The sequence below is a fragment of the Faecalicatena contorta genome (assembly GCF_021531895.1).
Lineage (GTDB): Bacteria > Bacillota > Clostridia > Lachnospirales > Lachnospiraceae > JAFBIX01.
On the sequence record NZ_JAFBIX010000023.1, the window covers coordinates 1 to 19833 of the forward strand.

Consider the following 19833-nt stretch of genomic DNA (forward strand, 5'->3'; position numbering starts at 1 on the left):
CCTCATCTGGGAGAATTCCTGCGCGTCATGCAGAGGGAAAGATCATAGTAAAGATATTGTCAAAAAACTGGCAGAATAACTAACTGAATCTTCCATTGAAATAATGATGAATAGTATAAAAACATCGCTCCCCATTGCGCTTCGCGCCAGGAATTACCCCAGATGAGTTCGTTCAGTAATTGGGAATGTCAGGCGCAAGGGAGTTGGATAGGCTGGTCTGTTTCCGTCCAGTCAAGCGATAGAATCCGTTACAGAAAAAAGAGTTGCAATTCCGTGTGAGAATTTGGCATCCGGTCACGAAATTGCAACTCTTTTTTATGTTATGGATTCTTGGCGAAGGATACCGGAAACAGACCAGCCTATCCAACTCCCTTGCGCCGTACACTTCCCAATTACCAACTAACTAATCTAAATTCCCATTTACTCAACTTCCAGTACATAGTTTCTCGTAGTAACGCCACTACTACGTCCTTTTCCGTTAACCAAAATCGCTTTAAATATCGTTTCACCTTCTGGCATATTTATTGGACCTGAGTATTTTTTAGACGCAGTTGTCGGATCCGTTCCGTCCATGGTGTAATATGCCTCATAACCATCTGGTACTTTTATTTCTATCTGATTCGCAGTCTCATATTGACCAGTGGATGGAGAAACTGCAGGGGCATCTTCTATAGGTAATTCTACTAAATAATTCTTTTTTACGGGAAGACTTGGAATCCCCTTTTCATTAACAGCAATTGCTGTAATTATAGTCTCGTCTTCTCCGATTTGGATCGGTTCTGAATACTTTATACTATTGACTGTCGGTTCTGAACCATCATCAGTATAATATATCGTACAACCCTTTTCTGTACTAAGAGATAATTCTTGTACATCATCAAAGGTTTCATCATCATCCAGACTAAACTCCGGTCCGACAACAATATAGCCAGCCAAGAGTTTTGTAACACTATCATCAGCATCTTCTAGAAGTAAAGGAATCTCTTCTTTCTGATCAGTATCCATATAAAAATTCACACATGCTTCATAGATATCTGCATTCTTGGGCTGTTGTTCTATTGCGTCCAAAAATACCTTTTCAGCTTTGTCTAATTGTTTCTGTTCAATATATACCTTGGATAATCCCGTATATGCCTCCGGTTTTTCCTTATTTTTATTAATGGCTTTCTGAAAATACCCAGCCGCAGCATCGAACTCTTTCGATTCTATTGATTTATATCCTTTTGTCACTATCCCTTTATAAGAAGTCTGATACACTACGATGCCGATTCCAATAAATGCAATAAGTAAAACCAAAAATATAAGCAATATCCGTTTTCTTTTTTTACGACGCATTGCTTTTTTGCGCTCCGCCTGACGACGGCGTCTTTCACGTTCTGACATATTTCTTGATGTATTATTACGCGATGTATTTCTTGATACATTCTGTGATGTATTTCGAGAAGTAACATTTCGACGTGAATTTCCATTCTGTCTTCCCGTATTTTTGCTTGCAGTATTACGTCTTTCTGTATTTTGACTGTTCATAGAATCATAATCTATATAATCATCATCCCCATTAATAGCCCCTCGGATCTGAGCAGTTAACATATCATCCAAAGGATTATAATCTGGGACAATGCGAACTTCCTTTCCACAGTTTTCACAATATAACATTCCTTCTGGTATTTTTTGTCCGCAATACCTACATTTCATCTTAAGCGAACCTCCTACTTACTAGCTGCTTTCACACAATTACACATTAGCATCGCAATTGTCATTGGTCCTACACCACCTGGCACAGGGGTTATAGCAGATACTTTGTCTTTAACATCTTCAAAATCAACATCTCCGCATAGCTTATTTTCAGAATTTCTATGCATACCTACATCTATCACTACAGCACCATCTTTTATATATTCAGACGTGATGTATTTTGGTTTTCCCATCGCTACAATCAAAATATCCGCTCTCTTTGTCACATCTTTTAAGTTCTTTGTCTTTGAATGCGCAATAGTTACTGTACCATTTTCTCGAAGCAAAAGCAAGCCCATTGGCTTTCCCACATTATTGCTTCTGCCAACAACTACACATTCTTTTCCTGTAATTTCAATACCAGAACGTTTTAACAGTTGAATTACACCGGCTGGAGTACATGATTCAAAGCCATCTTCCCCAATGACCATTTTCCCTACACTCTCTGGGTGAAAGCCATCCACATCTTTTTCTGGAATAATTGCTTTCACAATTGCATCCTCATCAATATGAGAAGGAAGTGGTAGCTGAACCAGAATACCATGTACATTTTCATCTTGATTCAATTTTTCAACCAACTCTAGTAATTCTTCTTGTGTGGTTGTTTCTTTTAACTCATAAGACAAGGATTGGATTCCGATATATGCACATGCTTTCTTTTTATTTCTTACATAGATGGAAGAGGCAGGATCATCACCTACTTGAATTACGGCAAGACAAACTGACTGTCCATCTGCTTTCATTGCTTCCACTTGCTCTTTCAATTCTTCTTTTATCTGTGCGGAAATAGCTTTTCCGTCAATCAATCTTGTCATATCTAAATATTCTCCTTAAACTAGTTAATCATATCATATTAACAACATTCATCTACATACTGTTCAAATTCTTCCGGAGACATTAACACCTTTCTTGGTTTTGTACCTTCTTCCGGTCCAACTACTCCAGCCTCAAAAAGTTGATCCATAATACGTGCTGCACGATTAAAGCCAATTTTAAAAGTACGCTGAAGCATTCCAATAGACGCTTTGTCTTTATCAATAATAAGACGTCCTGCATCCACAAAATACACATCACGATCCTCGCCATCTGCAGAACATGATGACATAGTACCTACTGAATTGGTGTTCACATGATTTACAATTTCTTCATCGTATGTAACATCACTGTTGTGATTTTTTAAATAATCAACAACATTCTGTACTTCTTTGTCAGTTACAAATGATCCTTGCACTCTTGCTGGTTTCTGATAACCAGAAGGGTAAAAAAGCATATCCCCTTTCCCTAACAGCTTTTCAGCCCCATTCATATCTATAATTGTTCTGGAATCTACACCTGAAGAAACTGAAAATGCAATTCTCGACGGCATATTTGCTTTGATCAAACCAGTAATGACATTAACTGATGGTCTCTGTGTCGCTAATACCAGATGAATTCCTGCTGCTCTGGCCAACTGTGCCAGACGGCAGATTGCTTCTTCTACTTCTCCTGGTGCGACCATCATCAAGTCCGCCAGCTCGTCTACGATAATGACAATCTGGGGCATAGGTTCTTTTGCTTCACCTTCCACCTGTGGCATAGATACAATCTTTTCATTGTATCCTTTCATATCCCGTACATGGTATTCTGCAAATGTCTGATAACGTCTTGTCATCTCTGCCACTGCCCAATTCAATGCACCGGCAGCTTTTTTGGGATCTGTAACAACTGGAATCATCAAGTGTGGGATTCCATTATAAACACTTAATTCAACAACCTTTGGATCAATCATAATTAACTTGACTTCGTCTGGTTTGGCTTTATATAAAATACTCATGATCAAAGTGTTGATACACACGGATTTACCCGAACCTGTTGCACCTGCAATCAGAAGGTGCGGCATTTTGGCTATATCTGTCACTACAACTTTTCCACCAATATCTTTTCCTACCGCAAAAGATATCTTTGAAGTACTGTTTTTGAATTCGGAAGCTTCAAGAAGATCTCTCAACATAACTGCGGAATTTTCTTTATTCGGAACTTCGATTCCAACCGCTGCTTTTCCTGGAATAGGGGCTTCTATACGAATATCTGCAGCAGCAAGATTTAACTTGATATCATCTGAGAGTCCAACAATTTTACTTACCTTTACCCCCATCTCTGGCTGAAGTTCATAACGAGTAACTGACGGCCCGCAACTTACATTCGTCACCGTTACATTGACACCAAAATTCTGTAAGATTTGCTGCAGTTTCATAGCAGTTTCTCGAAGACTGGCATCCGATTCACCAGCATGTTTCACACCTCTTTTTAATAGAGAAATAGGTGGAAATTGATAATCTTTTTTCGGTTTAACAGCATCTTCGGCTACTGCCGCGGCAACATCCGCCACTTCATTTGCAATGGCTGATGCGCCAATCTTACTGCTGCGCTTTTTATTTTTGGTATTCTCTGCTCCATCTCGCGGTATATCTTCCATCATAGGTTCTGTCTCTATATTATTATCGGAAACCGAAAGATCTTCTCCACGATTAATTACAAAATCCATCTTTTCAGGCGCTGATTCTTTCTTTTGAATCTTTTCACTTAACGGATCAATTGTCAGCTCTTTCACATCAGGCGACTTTTTTGCAATCGTAGTATCAAACGAAACCCCTTCCACATGTTTGTCTTTTCTTTTGTTTGACACTTTTTTGTCTGGCTTTGACTGTGTTTCTCGTGTTTTCTTTTTCTCTTCAGCATGTTCCTTTATACGCTGCGTATCTCTTTTGGCTTTATTGTAAGCTTTATCTCCCTGATTTTTTACGCTTTTTAAAGCTGATTTTCCAGTAATAATTACAAGGCAGATAATCATCAATATGATATCTACCACATATGTACCAACAACACCAATGGCGGGTACAAGAATATTTACAAGGATATCCCCCAGTTTCCCGCCTTTGTCATTGATCAATTGTAAAAAAGTGCACACCAGAACCATAAAAAAGAGACTGGTAAAAGTTTTCATATAAGCATTGAGATTCCCACGATTTGATATGAGAAACGTAACTGTTCCAAATAAAACGAATGGAATTATATATGCGACCCATCCGAAAATGCTTTCCAGAAAATCAGCAATTGCTTCTCCTACAAATCCCCCAATTCCAAAATTACTGAGTAATAGTAAGATGCTGACTGCAAGTGTCACCCAGATAATAATCTCGTCTCTGACAAAACTCTGTTCAGAATTCTTCTTATTTGTCTGTTTTTTACTCCCTCGTTTCTTAGATTTAGCAGCCATATTATATCCCCCTTATTCTGGCAATACTATTTATAGTATAGCATTTTTAAAAAGGGCTGTCATTACATATTTTCACACTTTTTCTGCCTCCATTGGTCTATCATTTCGTGCAATTTCCTCAATGCATCGCTCATACCACCTACTTCATCAATTAACCCTTCTCGTACTGCATCCTTTCCTTCTAGAAGAGTTCCTACGTCTTTGACCAACTCTGTAGGATTTAACATCAATTCTTCAATTCTTTTTTGAGAAATATTTGAATGTTCAGACAGAAATTTCGTAATTCTGTCTTGTGTTCGAATCATGTTCCGAAGACTTTGTGTTACTCCAATAAACATTCCATTCGAACGCACCGGATGAATGATCATAGTTCCACTCGGTACGATAAAAGAATACTTTGCAGATACTGCCAATGGGCCTCCGATAGAATGGCTTCCACCAAGCACAAGAGATACTGTCGGCTTACTGAGGGAAGCAATCATCTCGGCAATCGAAAGCCCGGCTTCGACATCTCCGCCTAACGTATTTAAAAGAATAAGCACGCCTTCAATCTCATCACTATCTTCGATTTCAGCTAAAAGAGGTAATATGTGCTCATATTTTGTCGCTTTGGCATTACTCGATACTGCTTCATGCCCCTCGATCTCACCAATGATAGTCAACAGTTTAATCTTATATTGATTGTGATTCTCGTTAAGATCTACACTTCCCCATTCTCTGATCTGTTCGTTCTTTTGTTCCTCACGTGTTGCATTTGCCATAAAAAACACCTCCATACATTTTCTATTAGTATGGAGGTGTTTGAATGATTTTATACCTGTTCTAACGCCTGAGAAAGATCAGCGATTATATCATCGATGTGTTCAATTCCTACACTAAATCGAATCAGATCTGGCTGTACTCCAGCTTCTATTAATTCCTGATCATTCATCTGACGATGTGTATGGCTGGCCGGATGAAGCACACAGCTTCTTGCATCTGCCACATGTGTAACGATTGCAATCATCTTTAGACTATCCATCATACGAACAGCTGCTTCTCTTCCACCTTTCAGCCCAAATGTAATAACGCCACAGGTTCCGTTTGGCATATATTTCTGTGCAAGGTCATAATACTTATCTCCTGGTAGAGACGGGCAATTTACCCACGCTACTTTCTCATGCCCCTGAAGATATTTTGCTGCCTTAAGTGCATTAGAACAATGTCTTTCCATACGAAGTGGCAAAGTCTCAAGGCCAAGATTCAGAAGAAATGCATTCTGAGGTGCCTGAATAGACCCCAGATCTCTCATCAGCTGAGAAGTTGCTTTTGTAATGTAAGCTAATTTTCCAAACTTCTGTGTATAGACAATTCCATGATAAGTCTCATCAGGAGTTGTAAGTCCCGGGAATTTATCTGCATATGCTTCCCAGTCAAAATTTCCGCTGTCCACAATCGCGCCCCCAACACAAGATGCATGTCCATCCATATATTTTGTCGTAGAATGGGTCACAATATCTGCACCCCACTCAAAAGGACGACAATTCACAGGTGTTGCAAAAGTATTATCAACAATAAACGGTACGCCATGTGCATGTGCTGCTTTTGCAAATTTTTCAAAATCCAATACTACTAAAGCCGGGTTGGCAATACTTTCTCCAAATACAGCCTTCGTATTTTCCTGAAATGCTGCATTCAGCTCTTCTTCAGAACAATCCGGATCAACGAATGTTGCATCCACACCCATCTTCTTAATAGTATGTGCATAAAGATTATATGTACCACCATATACCGCAGAAGCACATACGATATGATCACCAGCCTCCACAATATTCATAATTGCATAAAAGCTTGCAGCCTGACCGGAAGATGTCAGCATTGCTGCAACACCTCCTTCCAGATCACAGATCTTTGCGGCTACAGCATCGTTCGTAGGATTCTGAAGACGGGTATAAAAATATCCGGCTTCTTCCAGATCGAACAATCTTCCCATCTGCTCACTGGAATTGTATTTAAACGTTGTACTCTGATAAATTGGCAGGACTCTTGGCTCCCCATTGCCAGGCTGATAACCAGACTGTATACATTTTGTTTCCAACTTATAATCGCTCATATACTTCCTCCTATGACTCTAAATATTTTTCCTGTAAATGGTGTACCATATCCATATACAGTTTTTTACACTCTACATTTTTACCATTCTCTGCATATCGAATACAAGGAATCAAATATTCCTGATAAATCCCATCATAAATCTGGACGGAATCTTCTCTGCGATTTAATGCCATCACAATGGAAGGCGCAAGAGCATAATATTCTGCCACAAGCCTCTGCCCTTCCTCTGACATCATGAGATATTGATCCCTATATTCTCTCAAAACGGTTAATTCATGACAATTATCCGGTTTATTCTGACTCTCACAGACAGCTGTCGTAATATAACAAAATCCCTTTTTGAATCCACCTTCAATTCCTTCAAAAGTTTCTTTTTTTACTTCCATTCCAGTTACTTTCGTCTCGTTCCAGATGGAAACCAGCTGATCTGCGATTGCTTCATTCACAGGATGATGATCATATAAAAGCATAGGAATAATATAGACAACAATATTCATGTTATAATCAATCGCTGATATTTCTTTCTGACGCTTGGATAATGATGCAAGCTTTCCTCTGGCATAATCTGGAATTACAGTGGCCAATTCTTTTATTATTCTATCCTTTTTCGATTCTTCTGCTGCATCAACAAAAGACGATAATGACAAAAACAGTTCTCGATTTTCTTCATATTTTTCCTTAAATACGGAATGATAGCTTGTTTTCTTAAAAAACTGTATGTTTTTTATCATATCATCAAAAAGATCTTCCAGAGATTTTTTTATATCATTCATTAATTTTATTCCTCCGCATGTAAGATACCGGAATTATTCGTCCCAATTATGGTAGACGTCCTGAACATCATCATCATCGTCAAGCATATCCAGAGTCTTCGTAATGTTTTTAATATCCTCTTCAGATGTAAGCTCAACATATGTCTGAGGAATCATGGTCACATCTGCGGCAGCCATTGGAATACCAGCTTCTTCAAGTGCCTGACGTACTGCACTGAAGTCCTCTGGGGCTGTCAAAATCTCAAAGCTGTCTTCTTCCTCAGAGAAATCCTCTGCCCCTGCATCCAATGCTGCCATCATCAGTTCGTCCGCATCTCCTTCATATTCTTCTTTTGCAACAACGATTTGCCCCTTTTTGTCAAACATAAAGGAAACACATCCCGGGGTACCTACATTCCCCTTTCCTTTTGTAAAAGCATTTTTTACATTGGTAGCAGTACGGTTTCTGTTATCAGTAAGCGCTTCTACGATAATTGCAGTACCGTTAGGGCCATATCCTTCATATGTAATATGCTCATAATTTGCAGCATTAGCATCACTATCTGCACGTTTAATATTTCTATCAATTGTATCATTAGGCATATTGTTAGCTTTTGCCTTAGCAATAACATCTCTCAGGCGGCTATTATTAGCCGGGTCTGCACTACCGCCTTCTTTCACTGCAACTGCAAGTTCTTTTCCTATCTTCGTAAATATCTTTCCTTTTGCTGCATCATTTTTTTCTTTCTTATGCTTAATATTGGCAAATTTTGAATGTCCTGACATTTCACATACCTCACTTTATATCTTATCATTATATTTTTACACACTTTATCTATTTTAGCACTTTTATGATAGTTTTTCAATCTTAACTCTTTGGATTGTATTATTATCTACGAGAAGAATTGTAAATCGATAACCTTCATAATCAATCACACATTGTTCGTCCTCTGCTGGAATTCTTTCAAGCTGATCGATCAGAAATCCGTTTAAGGTCTCATAATCTTCTTTTTCAAACACAATCGGGAGCATATCTTCCAGATCTTCTAACTCTGTCAAACCATTTGCCATATAACTTCCGTCTGACTGTTTTGTGATCATTTCTTCCTCTTCATCATGTTCATCCAGAATATTTCCCACAATTTCTTCAAGAATATCTTCCATGGTAACAAGTCCAGAGGTTTGTCCATACTCATCCAGAACAATAACTACGTGATTCTTTTCTGCCTGCATTTCCTTAAATAATGTGTCAATGCTTTTTGTCTCCGGAATAAATGTAACTGGTCTTATGTATTCTTTCAGCTCCTTTATAGGCGTCCCTCTCAATTCCTTTCTAAGATAACATGTCATTGCTTCTCTCAAATGAATGATTCCGATAATCTCATCAATGTCTTCCCGAAAAATTGGAAACCTAGAATAATTTTCATCCAGCATAAATTTCAGTGCCTCTTCTAAACATTCGTCGCCATCAATTGCAACAATATTTTTTCGATGGGTCATGATATCTTTTGCATCTTTATCCATATAGCGGAAAATATTACGAATCAGACCTGCGGCCTCACGCTGCATTCCTTCGTCCATTTCATCTTCCAACTGGAATATCTGTCTCATTCTTTGGAATAAACTACCTTGTTCCATATCTCTTTGTTTCATACTCCTTTGCTATGTATGAAGCTCAAAACTTACCTTTAAAGCCTCATCTACTTTGTTCATTATCTCTTTATCTAAATGGCATACCATATCCTTAAGGCGCTGCTTATCAATTGTTCTGATCTGTTCCAACAAAATGACAGAATTCTTTACAATTTGATATTTACTTGCATCAATCTCCACGTGGGTCGGTAATTTTGCCTTATTCATTCGTGAAGTTATGGCTGCACAGATGACAGTCGGACTATGTCGGTTTCCTACATCATTCTGTATAATCAGAACTGGACGAATCCCTCCCTGCTCAGAACCTACGACCGGGCTTAAATCTGCATAAAATATATCTCCACGTCTTACCTGCACTCTATTCACACTCCGATTTTCTTAAGATAAAATTAGTATTTCCATCTTTTTCGGATGTATTCTATAGAGTTTAATTTCATTTATTCTGCAAAATAATCTACTTGTTCTACAACTTTACCATGACGAATGTATTCTCTTGGGATACGTTTGCCCAGATCACATACAAATTCATAGTTAAATCTGCCAGACAAGTCACTTAATACTTCTACCGGGAGTTTTTCTGATCCATCTTCACCGATCAGTGTTACCTTATCCCCGAATTGAACATTTGAAATCTCTGTCACATCAACCATAAACTGATCCATGCAGACACGCCCCAGAATTGGTGCTTTTTTCCCTTTGATGAGAACATACCCCTTGTTAGATAAGCTTCTGGGATATCCGTCCCCATATCCTACCGGGATAGTTGCAACTCTGGTACGCTTATCCGTAACAAAAGTTCCACCATAGCTGATTGGCGTCCCAGTCTTGACCCATTTGACATGTGCTACATGGCTGATCAATTTCATCGCAGGCTTCAATGGAACATTTCCTTTAACAACTTCTTCAGACGGATACATTCCATAAGTTGAAATTCCTGCTCTTACCAGATCCATATTCGCTTCTTTCATATCAATAATACCTGCGCTATTGGAGCAATGATAATAAGTAAATGTAACCGCCTCTTCTGCCAGTGCATCCTTCATCCAGCAATACTCTTCCATCTGTTTTCTGGTAAATGACTTATCCGTCTCATCTGCTTTTGCAAAATGTGTAAACATTCCTTCCATAACAAGATTGGGCAGCTTGCCAATGTTAAAAATATGCTCTACACTTTCTTGACAAACTGGAAAACCAAGTCGGGACATTCCTGTGTCCAGCTTGATATGAATATAAGCATTTTTGCCCATACCCACTGCAAGATCTGATACTTCTCTTGCCATCTCCTCTGTATACACAGTCATACGAATTTCATGCTCAATCATTGCTTTTCTTTGATCCTGAAAGATACATCCCAGTACAAGAATTGGCTTTGTGATACCTCCATGACGAAGGATAACCGCTTCATCAAGCGTTGCAACTGCATACCCCCAGATATAATCTTTCGTACTGAGAAGCTTTGCAATCTGAACCGCTCCATGCCCATATCCGTCCGTTTTAATAACTGCCAGCATCTTAACACCATCTTGTATATTTGCCTTCATCATCTCAATATTATATTCTATTGCATCAAGATCAATCCTTGCACAGACTCTCGTATAATTCTTCACTTTTTATCTCCTCCTGCTCTTTAAATGCATTGGATAAATACTCCGTCAAATCTCTTGCCAAAACACTATAACTTCCCTTATTGATACGAGCATAATCACCTGCTCTTCCATGAAGGTATACTCCCAGAATAGAAGCTTCCCTACAACTAAGCCCTTGCGCCAAAAGCGCAGCTATTAATCCCGCCAGTACATCTCCAGAACCAGCTTTTGCCATTGCCGAATTACCTGACATATTTACATAGTCCCCTCCAGGAACTGATGCAACAATAGTTCTGGCATCCTTCAGCACACAAGTCCATTGACTTCTTTGAACAAATGAATCCAGTATATCCATCCTATGTTGTTTTAATTCCCCTACACTTATATGTAACAGCCGTGACATCTCTTTCATATGGGGTGTTATCACAAAATCTGTATGATGAGTCTTTTGAAGATAAGCGTTATGCTCAGCAATCAGGTTCAAACCATCTGCATCAATCAGACAAGGTACTTTCACATGCTCAAGAGTTGCCTTCAATATTCTCCTGGAGCGCTCACTGATTCCAATTCCAGATCCAATACAAACTGCATCTGCCCATGTTAAAAGATTTAACAACTCATTCTTATCAAAAATGTCATAAGTTGTAATAATTGCTTCCGGAAGGAGCTGTTGTAAAATAATTCTATTTTCTTCCGGTGTATAGATCTGTACCAGTCCTGCTCCAGACATATATGCCGCTTTTGCATTCAGATAAGCCGCTCCAGACATACCCTTACTTCCTGCAATTACAAGTAATTTCCCATAGGTCCCTTTATTAGAATTTTCTTTTCTGGCTGGCAGAAATTTACAATATTCCTTCTTCTCATAAGTATATGCCGTTTTTTCGGTAGCAATTATTTTTTCCGTATGGATTCCGATATCAGCTACAATCACTTTACCAGAATATTCCTTTCCGGGATAGATTGCAAGTCCCAGCTTTTCTATTTGAAAAGTCACCGTAATATCTGCACGGAAAGCAATTCCAAGGACACTTCCATGATTCGCAGATATTCCAGACGGCATATCTACAGCGAATTTTACAGCCTTTGCTTCATTCATCTTCTGTATAATCTGAAAATATTTTCCTATAATCTCACGGCTAAGTCCAACACCGAACATTGCATCTATTATGATACTATATTCATCTTCTTTGTACTCTTTGAATATCTCAACACCTGTCTCCCTTAATTTTCGCATCTGCTGCTTTGTTTCATCCGTACGATGAGACTCATTTCCTACAAAACATACTGTCACAGAATATCCTTTTTCCTTCAAAAGTCTCGCTATCGCAAATCCATCACCACCATTATTTCCTGAACCACATACGATACACGCTTTGGACAGATCAAGTTTTTCCGCCTCCATAGTCTCTACACATCTCTTTGCAGCACGCTCCATTAACTCCATAGACGAAATTCCCAGTTCCTGTATTGTATATTGATCCGCCTTTTTCATTTGATTTCCATTAAGCAGATATCGCATAATCTCACCTTCCAAGTTCATTTTACAATATAAAAGGACGTGTAAAAACCAGCCCGTCTGCGCATGCCAGTCATTACACGTCTTTGCTTTTTATTTCTTATGTTCTTCGTTATATCGGCTAATATTGTATGATAACTGCATTAAGCTTTCAGACAAGTGTACATTTTCAACAATTATATGATCCGGCAGATTCAAATCTGTATGGGCAAAATTCCAAATTGCACGAACACCATTGTCTACCAGCATATTAGCCACTTCAATTGCCTTGTCCTTTGGAATAGTTAAAACTGCAATCTCAACATCATTCTGTTGGACAAATGACTTTAACTCATCCATCATACGAATCGGCACGCCTCTGATTGAAACACCTACCAATCTTGGGTTGACATCAAAAATTCCTTTTAATACAAATCCTCTCTTCTCAAAAGCTGCATAATTAGCAAGAGCCTGCCCCAAATTACCAGCTCCTATAATAATCATATTATGAGCCTCTTCCAAGCCAAGAATCTTACCAATCTCTGTATACAAATATTTAACGTTATAACCATAACCCTGCTGACCGAACCCACCAAAATTGTTAAGATCCTGACGAATCTGAGATGCAGTCACTTTCATACGCTTACTCAAATCGTTAGACGAGATACGCTCCACTCCATTTTCAAGTAGCTCTCCTAAGTATCGATAGTATCGTGGCAATCTACGGATGACCGCCTGGGAAATCTCTCTCTCTTCCAATAGTCTCACCTTCCATTTCATTCTAAGAAATATTATATAGAATTGTGTGAACAAAGTCAAACTTTTAGTTGTATTTTGTCCTATTTTCGCTATAATGAAAACGAGTGAAAAAGGAGGATATGAAAATAATATGATATTAGCATGTCACGGAATCAGTAAATCTTTCGGCGAAAAAGTGATTATCGCTGACGGTTCTTTTCATATAGAAGATCACGAAAAAGCAGCTCTTGTTGGTCCCAATGGAGCGGGAAAATCAACGCTTTTTAAAATGATTGTAGGTGAGCTTCCTTCTGACCGCGGAGAAGTAATTTTAACCAAAGGCAAAACCTTGGGATATCTTGCACAGCATCAGGCTATGCAAAGTGGAAGCACTATCTATGAAGAAGTGAAACTTGCCAAATCTGATATCATCGAAATGGAAACACAGATCCGTTCCATCGAATTAGAATTAAAACATTTAGAAGGTGATGCATTGACATCACGCCTTGAAACATATAATCGTCTGACAGCTTCTTTTGAACGCCAGAATGGTTATGCATATGAAAGTGAGATTAACGGGGTATTAAAAGGTCTTGGTTTTACAGAAAATGATTTTTCTAAACCCGTAGATACCCTTTCTGGGGGTCAGAAAACCCGCGTCTCTCTTGGTAAATTATTGCTCACCAAGCCAGATATCTTGCTTTTGGACGAGCCTACTAACCACTTGGATCTAAACTCTATAGCTTGGTTAGAAACTTATCTTCTGAATTATCCAGGAGCCGTTCTGATCGTATCTCATGACCGTTACTTTTTGAACAAAGTAGTGACTAAGGTCTTAGAAATCGAATCTGGAAAATTGATGACCTATAATGGAAATTACAGTGATTATGCTGCCAAAAAGCAGCAGCTTCGTGATGCTCAGATAAAAGAATATTTAAATCAGCAGCAAGAAATAAAGCATCAGGAAGCCGTAATTGAAAAGCTTCGTTCTTTTAATCGTGAGAAATCTATTAAGCGTGCAGAAAGCCGTGAAAAGATGTTGGAAAAGATCCGTCCTGTAGAGAAACCCTTGGAAGCAAATAATGAGATTCACTTAACATTAGAGCCTTCTTGTGTCAGCGGTAACGATGTTCTGTCTGTTGAACATCTAAGTAAATCATTTCCAAATCAAGTTCTGTTTCAAGATATAAGTTTTGACATTAAACGCGGGGAACATGTTGCAATCATCGGTGACAATGGAACGGGGAAAACAACACTTTTAAAAATCTTAAATCAGGTAATATCAGCAGATTCCGGTACATTTACATTGGGAACTAATGTAGCGATCGGATACTATGATCAGGAACACCATGTACTACATATGGAAAAAACCATTTTTGACGAAATTTCAGATGATTACCCGGATTTGACTAACACGAAGATCAGAAATATGCTGGCCGCTTTTTTATTTACTGGGGATGATGTGTTTAAACGGATCGGTGACCTAAGCGGTGGAGAACGTGGCAGAGTATCTTTAGCGAAGCTGATGCTTTCGAAAGCTAATTTTCTGATTCTTGACGAACCAACAAACCACTTGGATATTCCATCAAAAGAAATTCTGGAAAAAGCATTGAACAACTATACCGGAACTATCTTATATGTTTCACACGATCGTTATTTTATCAATCAGACAGCAACAAGGATCCTTGATCTGGTGAATCAGACTTTTGTAAATTATATAGGGAATTATGACTATTATCTTGAAAAAAAAGACGAGCTAACAACCATTTATGCTGGTGCCCCGTCTTCTGTTTATATTCCAGGAACTGCAAATTCTGCTATATCTTCTGGCAAAGACTCTGTTGCAGCAAATGTGTCAGATTCTAAGCTCGACTGGAAGGAACAAAAAGAAGCACAGGCTCGCGAGCGAAAACGAAAAAACGAACTGAAGAAAACCGAAGAACGCATCACTACTCTTGAAGAGCGGGATGCTAAGATTGACGAAATGATGTTGCAGGAAGATATTTTTACAAGTTCCATTAAATGTCAGGAATTAGCCAATGAAAAGGCAGCTATTGCGGAAGAACTTGAAGAGCTGTATATAAAATGGGAAGAGCTGGCTGAATAGCTACAGCTCTTCCTTTTTCAGTAATTTCCATGGACGTTCTTTTCCAAGCCATCCCATTTCTTTCCAATAATTATCATCCACCGGACTCATTCCTTTTTTATGAAAGCTTCTCATAATATAGAACAGAGCACGAGTCTTGATTCCTGGATTCACTCCATCTGGATCTTTGGAAATCTTTAATACAAGCTTACTCAAATCTCTGTCAATCCGCTCTTTCTTATCTGCACTGACACCATCCCAACCAAGCGATGCCACCGACATTCCGTAGGTATACACTCTAGCGGCACCCCAGAACTGGAGACTAATCTTCATATCCTTAAGCGTAGATCTCACGCCGCCTCCCGCGGCAGTTGCAATACACACTGCCTGTTTTCGAAACATAGAAGCTCCCGGTCTGTGAACCATAAAACGATATCCATAATGATCCAACATAGATTTCATCGCTCCCGTTACATGCATGACATGAACCGGTGAAGTCAGAATCAACAGGTCAGCTTTATCAATCAAGCCAGTCAACCGCTTCATGTACATTAGATAATCAAAACATTTTGTCTCATCTTCCATAATACATCTTCCACAGCCTCTGCAAAACTCAGGCATATCCTTCGGTAGAAATAGTTCAATTACCTGATCCTCCTTTGTAGCAATCTTATCAATCAACATTTTTCCCACATGATAAGTAGAACCCTTTCGCATAGTTCCATTAATCATCAATATATTCATCTTCTATACTTCCCCCATTCATATAATCTACATCTGATGTCTAACAATCGTATATTCATCGCCATAACTATAATATGGGCAATCGTAATATGTATTGGTCACAAATCGATACAATTCATCCTCATCTAATGCCATCTGACAAGTGAAACATTCATAGTCCTCATCATATTCATAATGAGCACATGATTCACAATTACTCTTCACGATACACAACTCCTTCCTGGGAACAAGTATAACATATTTTTCATTTGGGTACACCCTAAATGTAAAAAGGGGACGTAGTAAAAGTTAATTTTACTACGTCCCCTTTTTACTATTAATTACTACAATTTCTCAGCAATTGCTTTTATAAACTCTTCACTATTCAACACAGTTGGATTCTCTAAAGTTGTAATTAAAGCAAGATCTTTGGTCATTTTTCCTTCTTCAATTGTGTCGATCGTTGCTTTTTCAAGCTTATCTGCAAAATCCATCAATTCCTGATTGCTGTCTAATTCACCACGTTTTCTCAACGCTCCGGTCCATGCAAATATAGTGGCAACTGAATTGGTTGATGTTTCTTCTCCTTTTAAGTGTTTATAATAATGACGCTGTACTGTTCCATGTGCAGCTTCATATTCATAATAACCTTCTGGAGATACCAGTACAGAGGTCATCATAGCCAATGAACCGAATGCGGAAGAAACCATATCACTCATTACATCTCCGTCATAGTTCTTACATGCCCAGATATATCCGCCTTCTGATTTCATAACGCGGGCAACTGCATCATCAATCAACGTATAGAAATATACGATACCAGCGTTTTCAAATTTTTCTGCATATTCTGCATCATAGATTTCCTGGAAAATATCTTTGAATGTATGATCATATTTTTTAGAAATCGTATCTTTCGTCGCAAACCACAGATCCTGCTTGGTATCCAAAGCATAATTGAAGCAGCTTCTTGCAAAACTTTCAATGGATCCGCACAGATTGTGCATTCCCTGTGCAACACCTGGTCCTGCATAATTATGTACCAGTTCTCTCGTTTCTGTTCCATCTTCGGCAGTATAAACCAGTTCTACTTTTCCAGGTCCCGGAATCTTCATCTCCGTATTCTTATAAACGTCACCATAAGCATGTCTCGCTATTGTAATTGGTTTCTTCCAATTCTTCACACAAGGTTCTATTCCCTTTACCACAATTGGAGCGCGAAATACTGTTCCGTCAAGAATAGCACGGATTGTTCCATTCGGACTCTTCCACATTTCTTTTAGATTATATTCTGTCATACGTGCGGCATTTGGTGTGATTGTTGCACATTTCACTGCTACTTTATATTTTTTAGTAGCATTTGCAGAATCGATGGTTACTTGGTCATTGGTCTCATTTCTGTGTTCCAGTCCAAGATCATAATACTCCGTGTTCAGTTCAATAAATGGTTCCAGAAGATTCTCTTTGATCATCTTCCACAAGATTCTTGTCATCTCATCTCCATCCATCTCTACAATTGGTGTTGTCATCTTAATCTTTGCCATCTTGCTTCTCTCCTTTTTGATTTACTTCTCCATATGGAGGTTCTCCATAACATTCATGATATGCTGATTCGCAAGCATTTCAGCCTGATCAGCGTCTTTATTCTTAATTGCCTCAAGAATACCTTTATGTTCCTCGATTGATTTCTGTGCTCTGTCCTTGGCACCTACCGACAAAGTACGTGCCATCTTCACATATTTGTGAAAATCAGATAATACATGTTCTAGTATACGACTGTTGGATGCCTCATACAAGACTTTATGAAATTTACCATCCAATTCAGATACCTGTGCCGCTTTTCCTTCACTCTTTTTTTGCAAATGAAACTCTGACAATAGAATAATCTCCTCTAATTCTTCTATCTGTTCATCGGAAATATTATCTGTCGCCCATCTTGCACATAAGCCTTCCAAAAGAGATCTTATTTTATAAATATCATGTACATCTTTTTGAGTAATACCTTTTACATAAGCTCCCTTATTAGGAATGATCGTCACCAGCCCCTCTAGCTCCAACTGTCTAAGCGCCTCCCTAACTGGCGTTCTGCTGACTCCCATTTCTTCTCCAATGGAAATCTCTCTTAATTCATCATCATCTTTATATACTCCAGAAAGAATATCTTCACGGAGTTTTTGAAATACCTTTCCTCTAAGAGAATGGTCTTGATATTCTTCCATGTTCTGCTCCTTCTTCGATTCTATTTCTCCTGGACAAGGCTGACTCCAAGCTGTTTACATGCATCATCAATAACAACAAGCAATTCATTATCTGTCAGTACCGTAACACGGCCTTCCTCATACTCTTTATCTACCCATGCCTTCACCATTATTACTAATTCTGAATTTTTATCTACTTGTTTTTCTTCAGGCAGATGAAAGTACGTATTGATCCAATGCGCAATCCCAGCAAGACCAGATGTATTGGATACTGCAACCAACGGTGGTCGTTTGAGGAATTTATCTGTATCAAATATATTATAAATCTCTTCATTTTTTAATAGTCCATCTGCATGAATACCCGCTCTGGTAACATTAAAATTCTTTCCTACAAATGGTGTCCTTGACGGAAGCTGATATCCTATCTCTTTCTCGTAATAGTCTGCAAGATCTGTAATTACCGTTGTATCCATACCATCCAATGTTCCTCTTAACTGTGCATATTCAAATACCATAGCTTCCAAAGGTGTATTGCCAGTACGTTCTCCAATGCCAAAAAGTGAACAGTTTACACCGCTTGCACCATATAACCATGCAGTTGTAGAGTTACTGACTGCTTTATAAAAATCATTGTGACCATGGAACTCAATTAATTCGCTTGGCACACCCGCATGAACACGAAGTCCATAGATAATTCCAGGAATAGATCTTGGAATCACAGCTCCTGGATAGTTTACTCCATATCCCATCGTATCACAGACACGAATCTTCACTGGAATCTTATATTCATCCATTAATTTCATAAGTTCCAGACAAAATGGAATAACGAAACCATAGATATCAGAACGCGTAATATCTTCCAGATGGCATCTCGGGCTCACTCCAGTTTCCAGACATTCACGGATCACTGATAAGTAATGATTCATACACTCTCTTCTTGTCATCTTTAATTTATAAAAGATATGATAATCAGAACAGCTTACTAGAATTCCAGTTTCTTTCATTCCAATCTCTTTTACCAGTTCAAAATCCTTTTTACTTGCGCGGATCCAACTAGTCACTTCCGGAAACTTATATCCTTTTTCCATACACCTATATACTGCATCCCGATCCTTCTTGCTATACAAAAAGAATTCACTCTGGCGAATCTTTCCCTTCGGTCCACCTAGTTTATGAAAATAGTCATAGAGTGTCACAATCTGTTCTGTGCTATATGGCGCGCGAGACTGCTGACCATCACGAAATGTAGTGTCTGTAATCCAGATTTCATCCGGCATACTATGGGGTACAATACGATCGTTAAATGCAATCTTCGGAATCTCATCATAATGAAATAGATTCCGGAATACATTCGGTGTATCAACATCGACCAGAGGATACATATGCTCCTCCAATTGAAGCAAATTCGAATGCTTGTCCAAATAAACTTTTCTATTTTCCATAATACACACTCCTTAAAATGACATTACCAAAACAAAACATTATTTTATATTTTAATGTGTATAATTGTATACAATT

18 protein-coding genes are annotated in these 19833 nt (G+C 38.5%); 1 reads left to right on the forward strand and 17 read right to left on the reverse strand.

Annotated elements, in window-relative coordinates; genetic code table 11:
* Positions 1 to 420: 420 nt before the first annotated feature.
* From JQM81_RS09935 to JQM81_RS09990, 12 genes are all read right to left on the reverse strand, one after another.
* Positions 421 to 1695: a chitobiase/beta-hexosaminidase C-terminal domain-containing protein gene (locus JQM81_RS09935; protein WP_235233398.1), complete on the reverse strand. Its 1275-nt coding sequence runs from the start codon at positions 1693 to 1695 to the stop codon at positions 421 to 423.
* 14 nt (positions 1696 to 1709) lie between these two features.
* Positions 1710 to 2549 (reverse strand): bifunctional methylenetetrahydrofolate dehydrogenase/methenyltetrahydrofolate cyclohydrolase FolD, encoded by an 840-nt coding sequence (gene folD / locus JQM81_RS09940; RefSeq protein ID WP_235233400.1) that lies wholly within the window; start codon positions 2547 to 2549, stop codon positions 1710 to 1712.
* 38 nt (positions 2550 to 2587) lie between these two features.
* Complete coding sequence (locus JQM81_RS09945; RefSeq protein WP_235233401.1) at positions 2588 to 4990, reverse strand: FtsK/SpoIIIE family DNA translocase; 2403 nt, start codon at positions 4988 to 4990, stop codon at positions 2588 to 2590.
* A 62-nt stretch (positions 4991 to 5052) separates the two neighbouring features.
* Entirely contained in the window at positions 5053 to 5751 is a 699-nt protein-coding gene (locus JQM81_RS09950; RefSeq protein ID WP_235233403.1) for a ClpP family protease, read from the reverse strand.
* A gap of 50 nt (positions 5752 to 5801) precedes the next feature.
* On the reverse strand, positions 5802 to 7082 hold the full coding sequence (locus JQM81_RS09955) for an O-acetylhomoserine aminocarboxypropyltransferase/cysteine synthase family protein (protein ID WP_235233404.1): 1281 nt from the start codon (positions 7080 to 7082) through the stop codon (positions 5802 to 5804).
* A 10-nt stretch (positions 7083 to 7092) separates the two neighbouring features.
* The gene (locus JQM81_RS09960) at positions 7093 to 7857 is read right to left on the reverse strand and encodes a CFI-box-CTERM domain-containing protein (protein WP_235233405.1); all 765 of its coding nucleotides are present in this window, start codon (positions 7855 to 7857) and stop codon (positions 7093 to 7095) included.
* A gap of 33 nt (positions 7858 to 7890) precedes the next feature.
* Positions 7891 to 8622 carry a YebC/PmpR family DNA-binding transcriptional regulator gene (locus tag JQM81_RS09965; protein ID WP_235233406.1) on the reverse strand — a complete coding sequence of 244 codons (732 nt, stop codon included), beginning with the start codon at positions 8620 to 8622 and terminating at the stop codon, positions 7891 to 7893.
* A gap of 63 nt (positions 8623 to 8685) precedes the next feature.
* The gene (locus JQM81_RS09970) at positions 8686 to 9474 is read right to left on the reverse strand and encodes a hemolysin family protein (RefSeq protein ID WP_235233449.1); all 789 of its coding nucleotides are present in this window, start codon (positions 9472 to 9474) and stop codon (positions 8686 to 8688) included.
* Positions 9475 to 9498: 24 nt separating this feature from the next.
* A complete protein-coding gene (locus tag JQM81_RS09975; protein ID WP_235233450.1) occupies positions 9499 to 9846 on the reverse strand; it encodes a type II toxin-antitoxin system PemK/MazF family toxin in 348 nt (115 codons plus the stop codon).
* Positions 9847 to 9926: 80 nt separating this feature from the next.
* Positions 9927 to 11096 carry an alanine racemase gene (alr, locus tag JQM81_RS09980; RefSeq protein ID WP_235233407.1) on the reverse strand — a complete coding sequence of 390 codons (1170 nt, stop codon included), beginning with the start codon at positions 11094 to 11096 and terminating at the stop codon, positions 9927 to 9929.
* Positions 11062 to 12597, reverse strand: coding sequence for an NAD(P)H-hydrate dehydratase (locus JQM81_RS09985; RefSeq protein ID WP_235233408.1), 1536 nt, complete (start codon positions 12595 to 12597; stop codon positions 11062 to 11064). The genes alr and JQM81_RS09985 overlap by 35 nt, the downstream gene beginning before the upstream one ends.
* A gap of 90 nt (positions 12598 to 12687) precedes the next feature.
* Complete coding sequence (locus JQM81_RS09990) at positions 12688 to 13332, reverse strand: redox-sensing transcriptional repressor Rex (RefSeq protein WP_235233409.1); 645 nt, start codon at positions 13330 to 13332, stop codon at positions 12688 to 12690.
* A 130-nt stretch (positions 13333 to 13462) separates the two neighbouring features.
* Between JQM81_RS09990 and JQM81_RS09995 the strand changes: the two genes are divergently transcribed.
* Complete coding sequence (locus tag JQM81_RS09995; protein WP_235233452.1) at positions 13463 to 15418, forward strand: ABC-F family ATP-binding cassette domain-containing protein; 1956 nt, start codon at positions 13463 to 13465, stop codon at positions 15416 to 15418.
* Here JQM81_RS09995 and JQM81_RS10000 read toward each other — a convergent pair whose 3' ends face one another.
* From JQM81_RS10000 to JQM81_RS10020, 5 genes are all read right to left on the reverse strand, one after another.
* Complete coding sequence (locus tag JQM81_RS10000) at positions 15419 to 16141, reverse strand: flavodoxin family protein (RefSeq protein WP_235233411.1); 723 nt, start codon at positions 16139 to 16141, stop codon at positions 15419 to 15421.
* A 27-nt stretch (positions 16142 to 16168) separates the two neighbouring features.
* On the reverse strand, positions 16169 to 16345 hold the full coding sequence (locus tag JQM81_RS10005) for a DUF6472 family protein (protein ID WP_235233412.1): 177 nt from the start codon (positions 16343 to 16345) through the stop codon (positions 16169 to 16171).
* A 119-nt stretch (positions 16346 to 16464) separates the two neighbouring features.
* Complete coding sequence (locus JQM81_RS10010; protein ID WP_235233413.1) at positions 16465 to 17661, reverse strand: NADP-dependent isocitrate dehydrogenase; 1197 nt, start codon at positions 17659 to 17661, stop codon at positions 16465 to 16467.
* 21 nt (positions 17662 to 17682) lie between these two features.
* Complete coding sequence (locus tag JQM81_RS10015; RefSeq protein WP_235233416.1) at positions 17683 to 18336, reverse strand: GntR family transcriptional regulator; 654 nt, start codon at positions 18334 to 18336, stop codon at positions 17683 to 17685.
* A gap of 20 nt (positions 18337 to 18356) precedes the next feature.
* The gene (locus JQM81_RS10020) at positions 18357 to 19757 is read right to left on the reverse strand and encodes a 2-isopropylmalate synthase (RefSeq protein WP_235233418.1); all 1401 of its coding nucleotides are present in this window, start codon (positions 19755 to 19757) and stop codon (positions 18357 to 18359) included.
* Positions 19758 to 19833 lie beyond the last annotated feature (76 nt).

Excerpts from the sequence above, each read along its gene's own strand:
- JQM81_RS09970 (WP_235233449.1), bottom strand. The coding sequence starts at position 9,474 with ATGGAACAAGGTAGTTTATTCCAAAGAATGAGACAGATATTCCAGTTG.
- JQM81_RS10020 (WP_235233418.1), bottom strand. The coding sequence starts at position 19,757 with ATGGAAAATAGAAAAGTTTATTTGGACAAGCATTCGAATTTGCTTCAA.
- JQM81_RS10010 (WP_235233413.1), bottom strand. The coding sequence starts at position 17,661 with ATGGCAAAGATTAAGATGACAACACCAATTGTAGAGATGGATGGAGAT.
- JQM81_RS09950 (WP_235233403.1), bottom strand. The coding sequence starts at position 5,751 with ATGGCAAATGCAACACGTGAGGAACAAAAGAACGAACAGATCAGAGAA.
- JQM81_RS09935 (WP_235233398.1), bottom strand. The coding sequence starts at position 1,695 with ATGAAATGTAGGTATTGCGGACAAAAAATACCAGAAGGAATGTTATAT.
- JQM81_RS10015 (WP_235233416.1), bottom strand. The coding sequence starts at position 18,336 with ATGGAAGAATATCAAGACCATTCTCTTAGAGGAAAGGTATTTCAAAAA.
- folD (WP_235233400.1), bottom strand. The coding sequence starts at position 2,549 with ATGACAAGATTGATTGACGGAAAAGCTATTTCCGCACAGATAAAAGAA.
- JQM81_RS09945 (WP_235233401.1), bottom strand. The coding sequence starts at position 4,990 with ATGGCTGCTAAATCTAAGAAACGAGGGAGTAAAAAACAGACAAATAAG.
- JQM81_RS09960 (WP_235233405.1), bottom strand. The coding sequence starts at position 7,857 with ATGAATGATATAAAAAAATCTCTGGAAGATCTTTTTGATGATATGATA.
- JQM81_RS09965 (WP_235233406.1), bottom strand. The coding sequence starts at position 8,622 with ATGTCAGGACATTCAAAATTTGCCAATATTAAGCATAAGAAAGAAAAA.
- JQM81_RS09995 (WP_235233452.1), top strand. The coding sequence starts at position 13,463 with ATGATATTAGCATGTCACGGAATCAGTAAATCTTTCGGCGAAAAAGTG.
- JQM81_RS09985 (WP_235233408.1), bottom strand. The coding sequence starts at position 12,597 with ATGCGATATCTGCTTAATGGAAATCAAATGAAAAAGGCGGATCAATAT.
- JQM81_RS09955 (WP_235233404.1), bottom strand. The coding sequence starts at position 7,082 with ATGAGCGATTATAAGTTGGAAACAAAATGTATACAGTCTGGTTATCAG.
- JQM81_RS10000 (WP_235233411.1), bottom strand. The coding sequence starts at position 16,141 with ATGAATATATTGATGATTAATGGAACTATGCGAAAGGGTTCTACTTAT.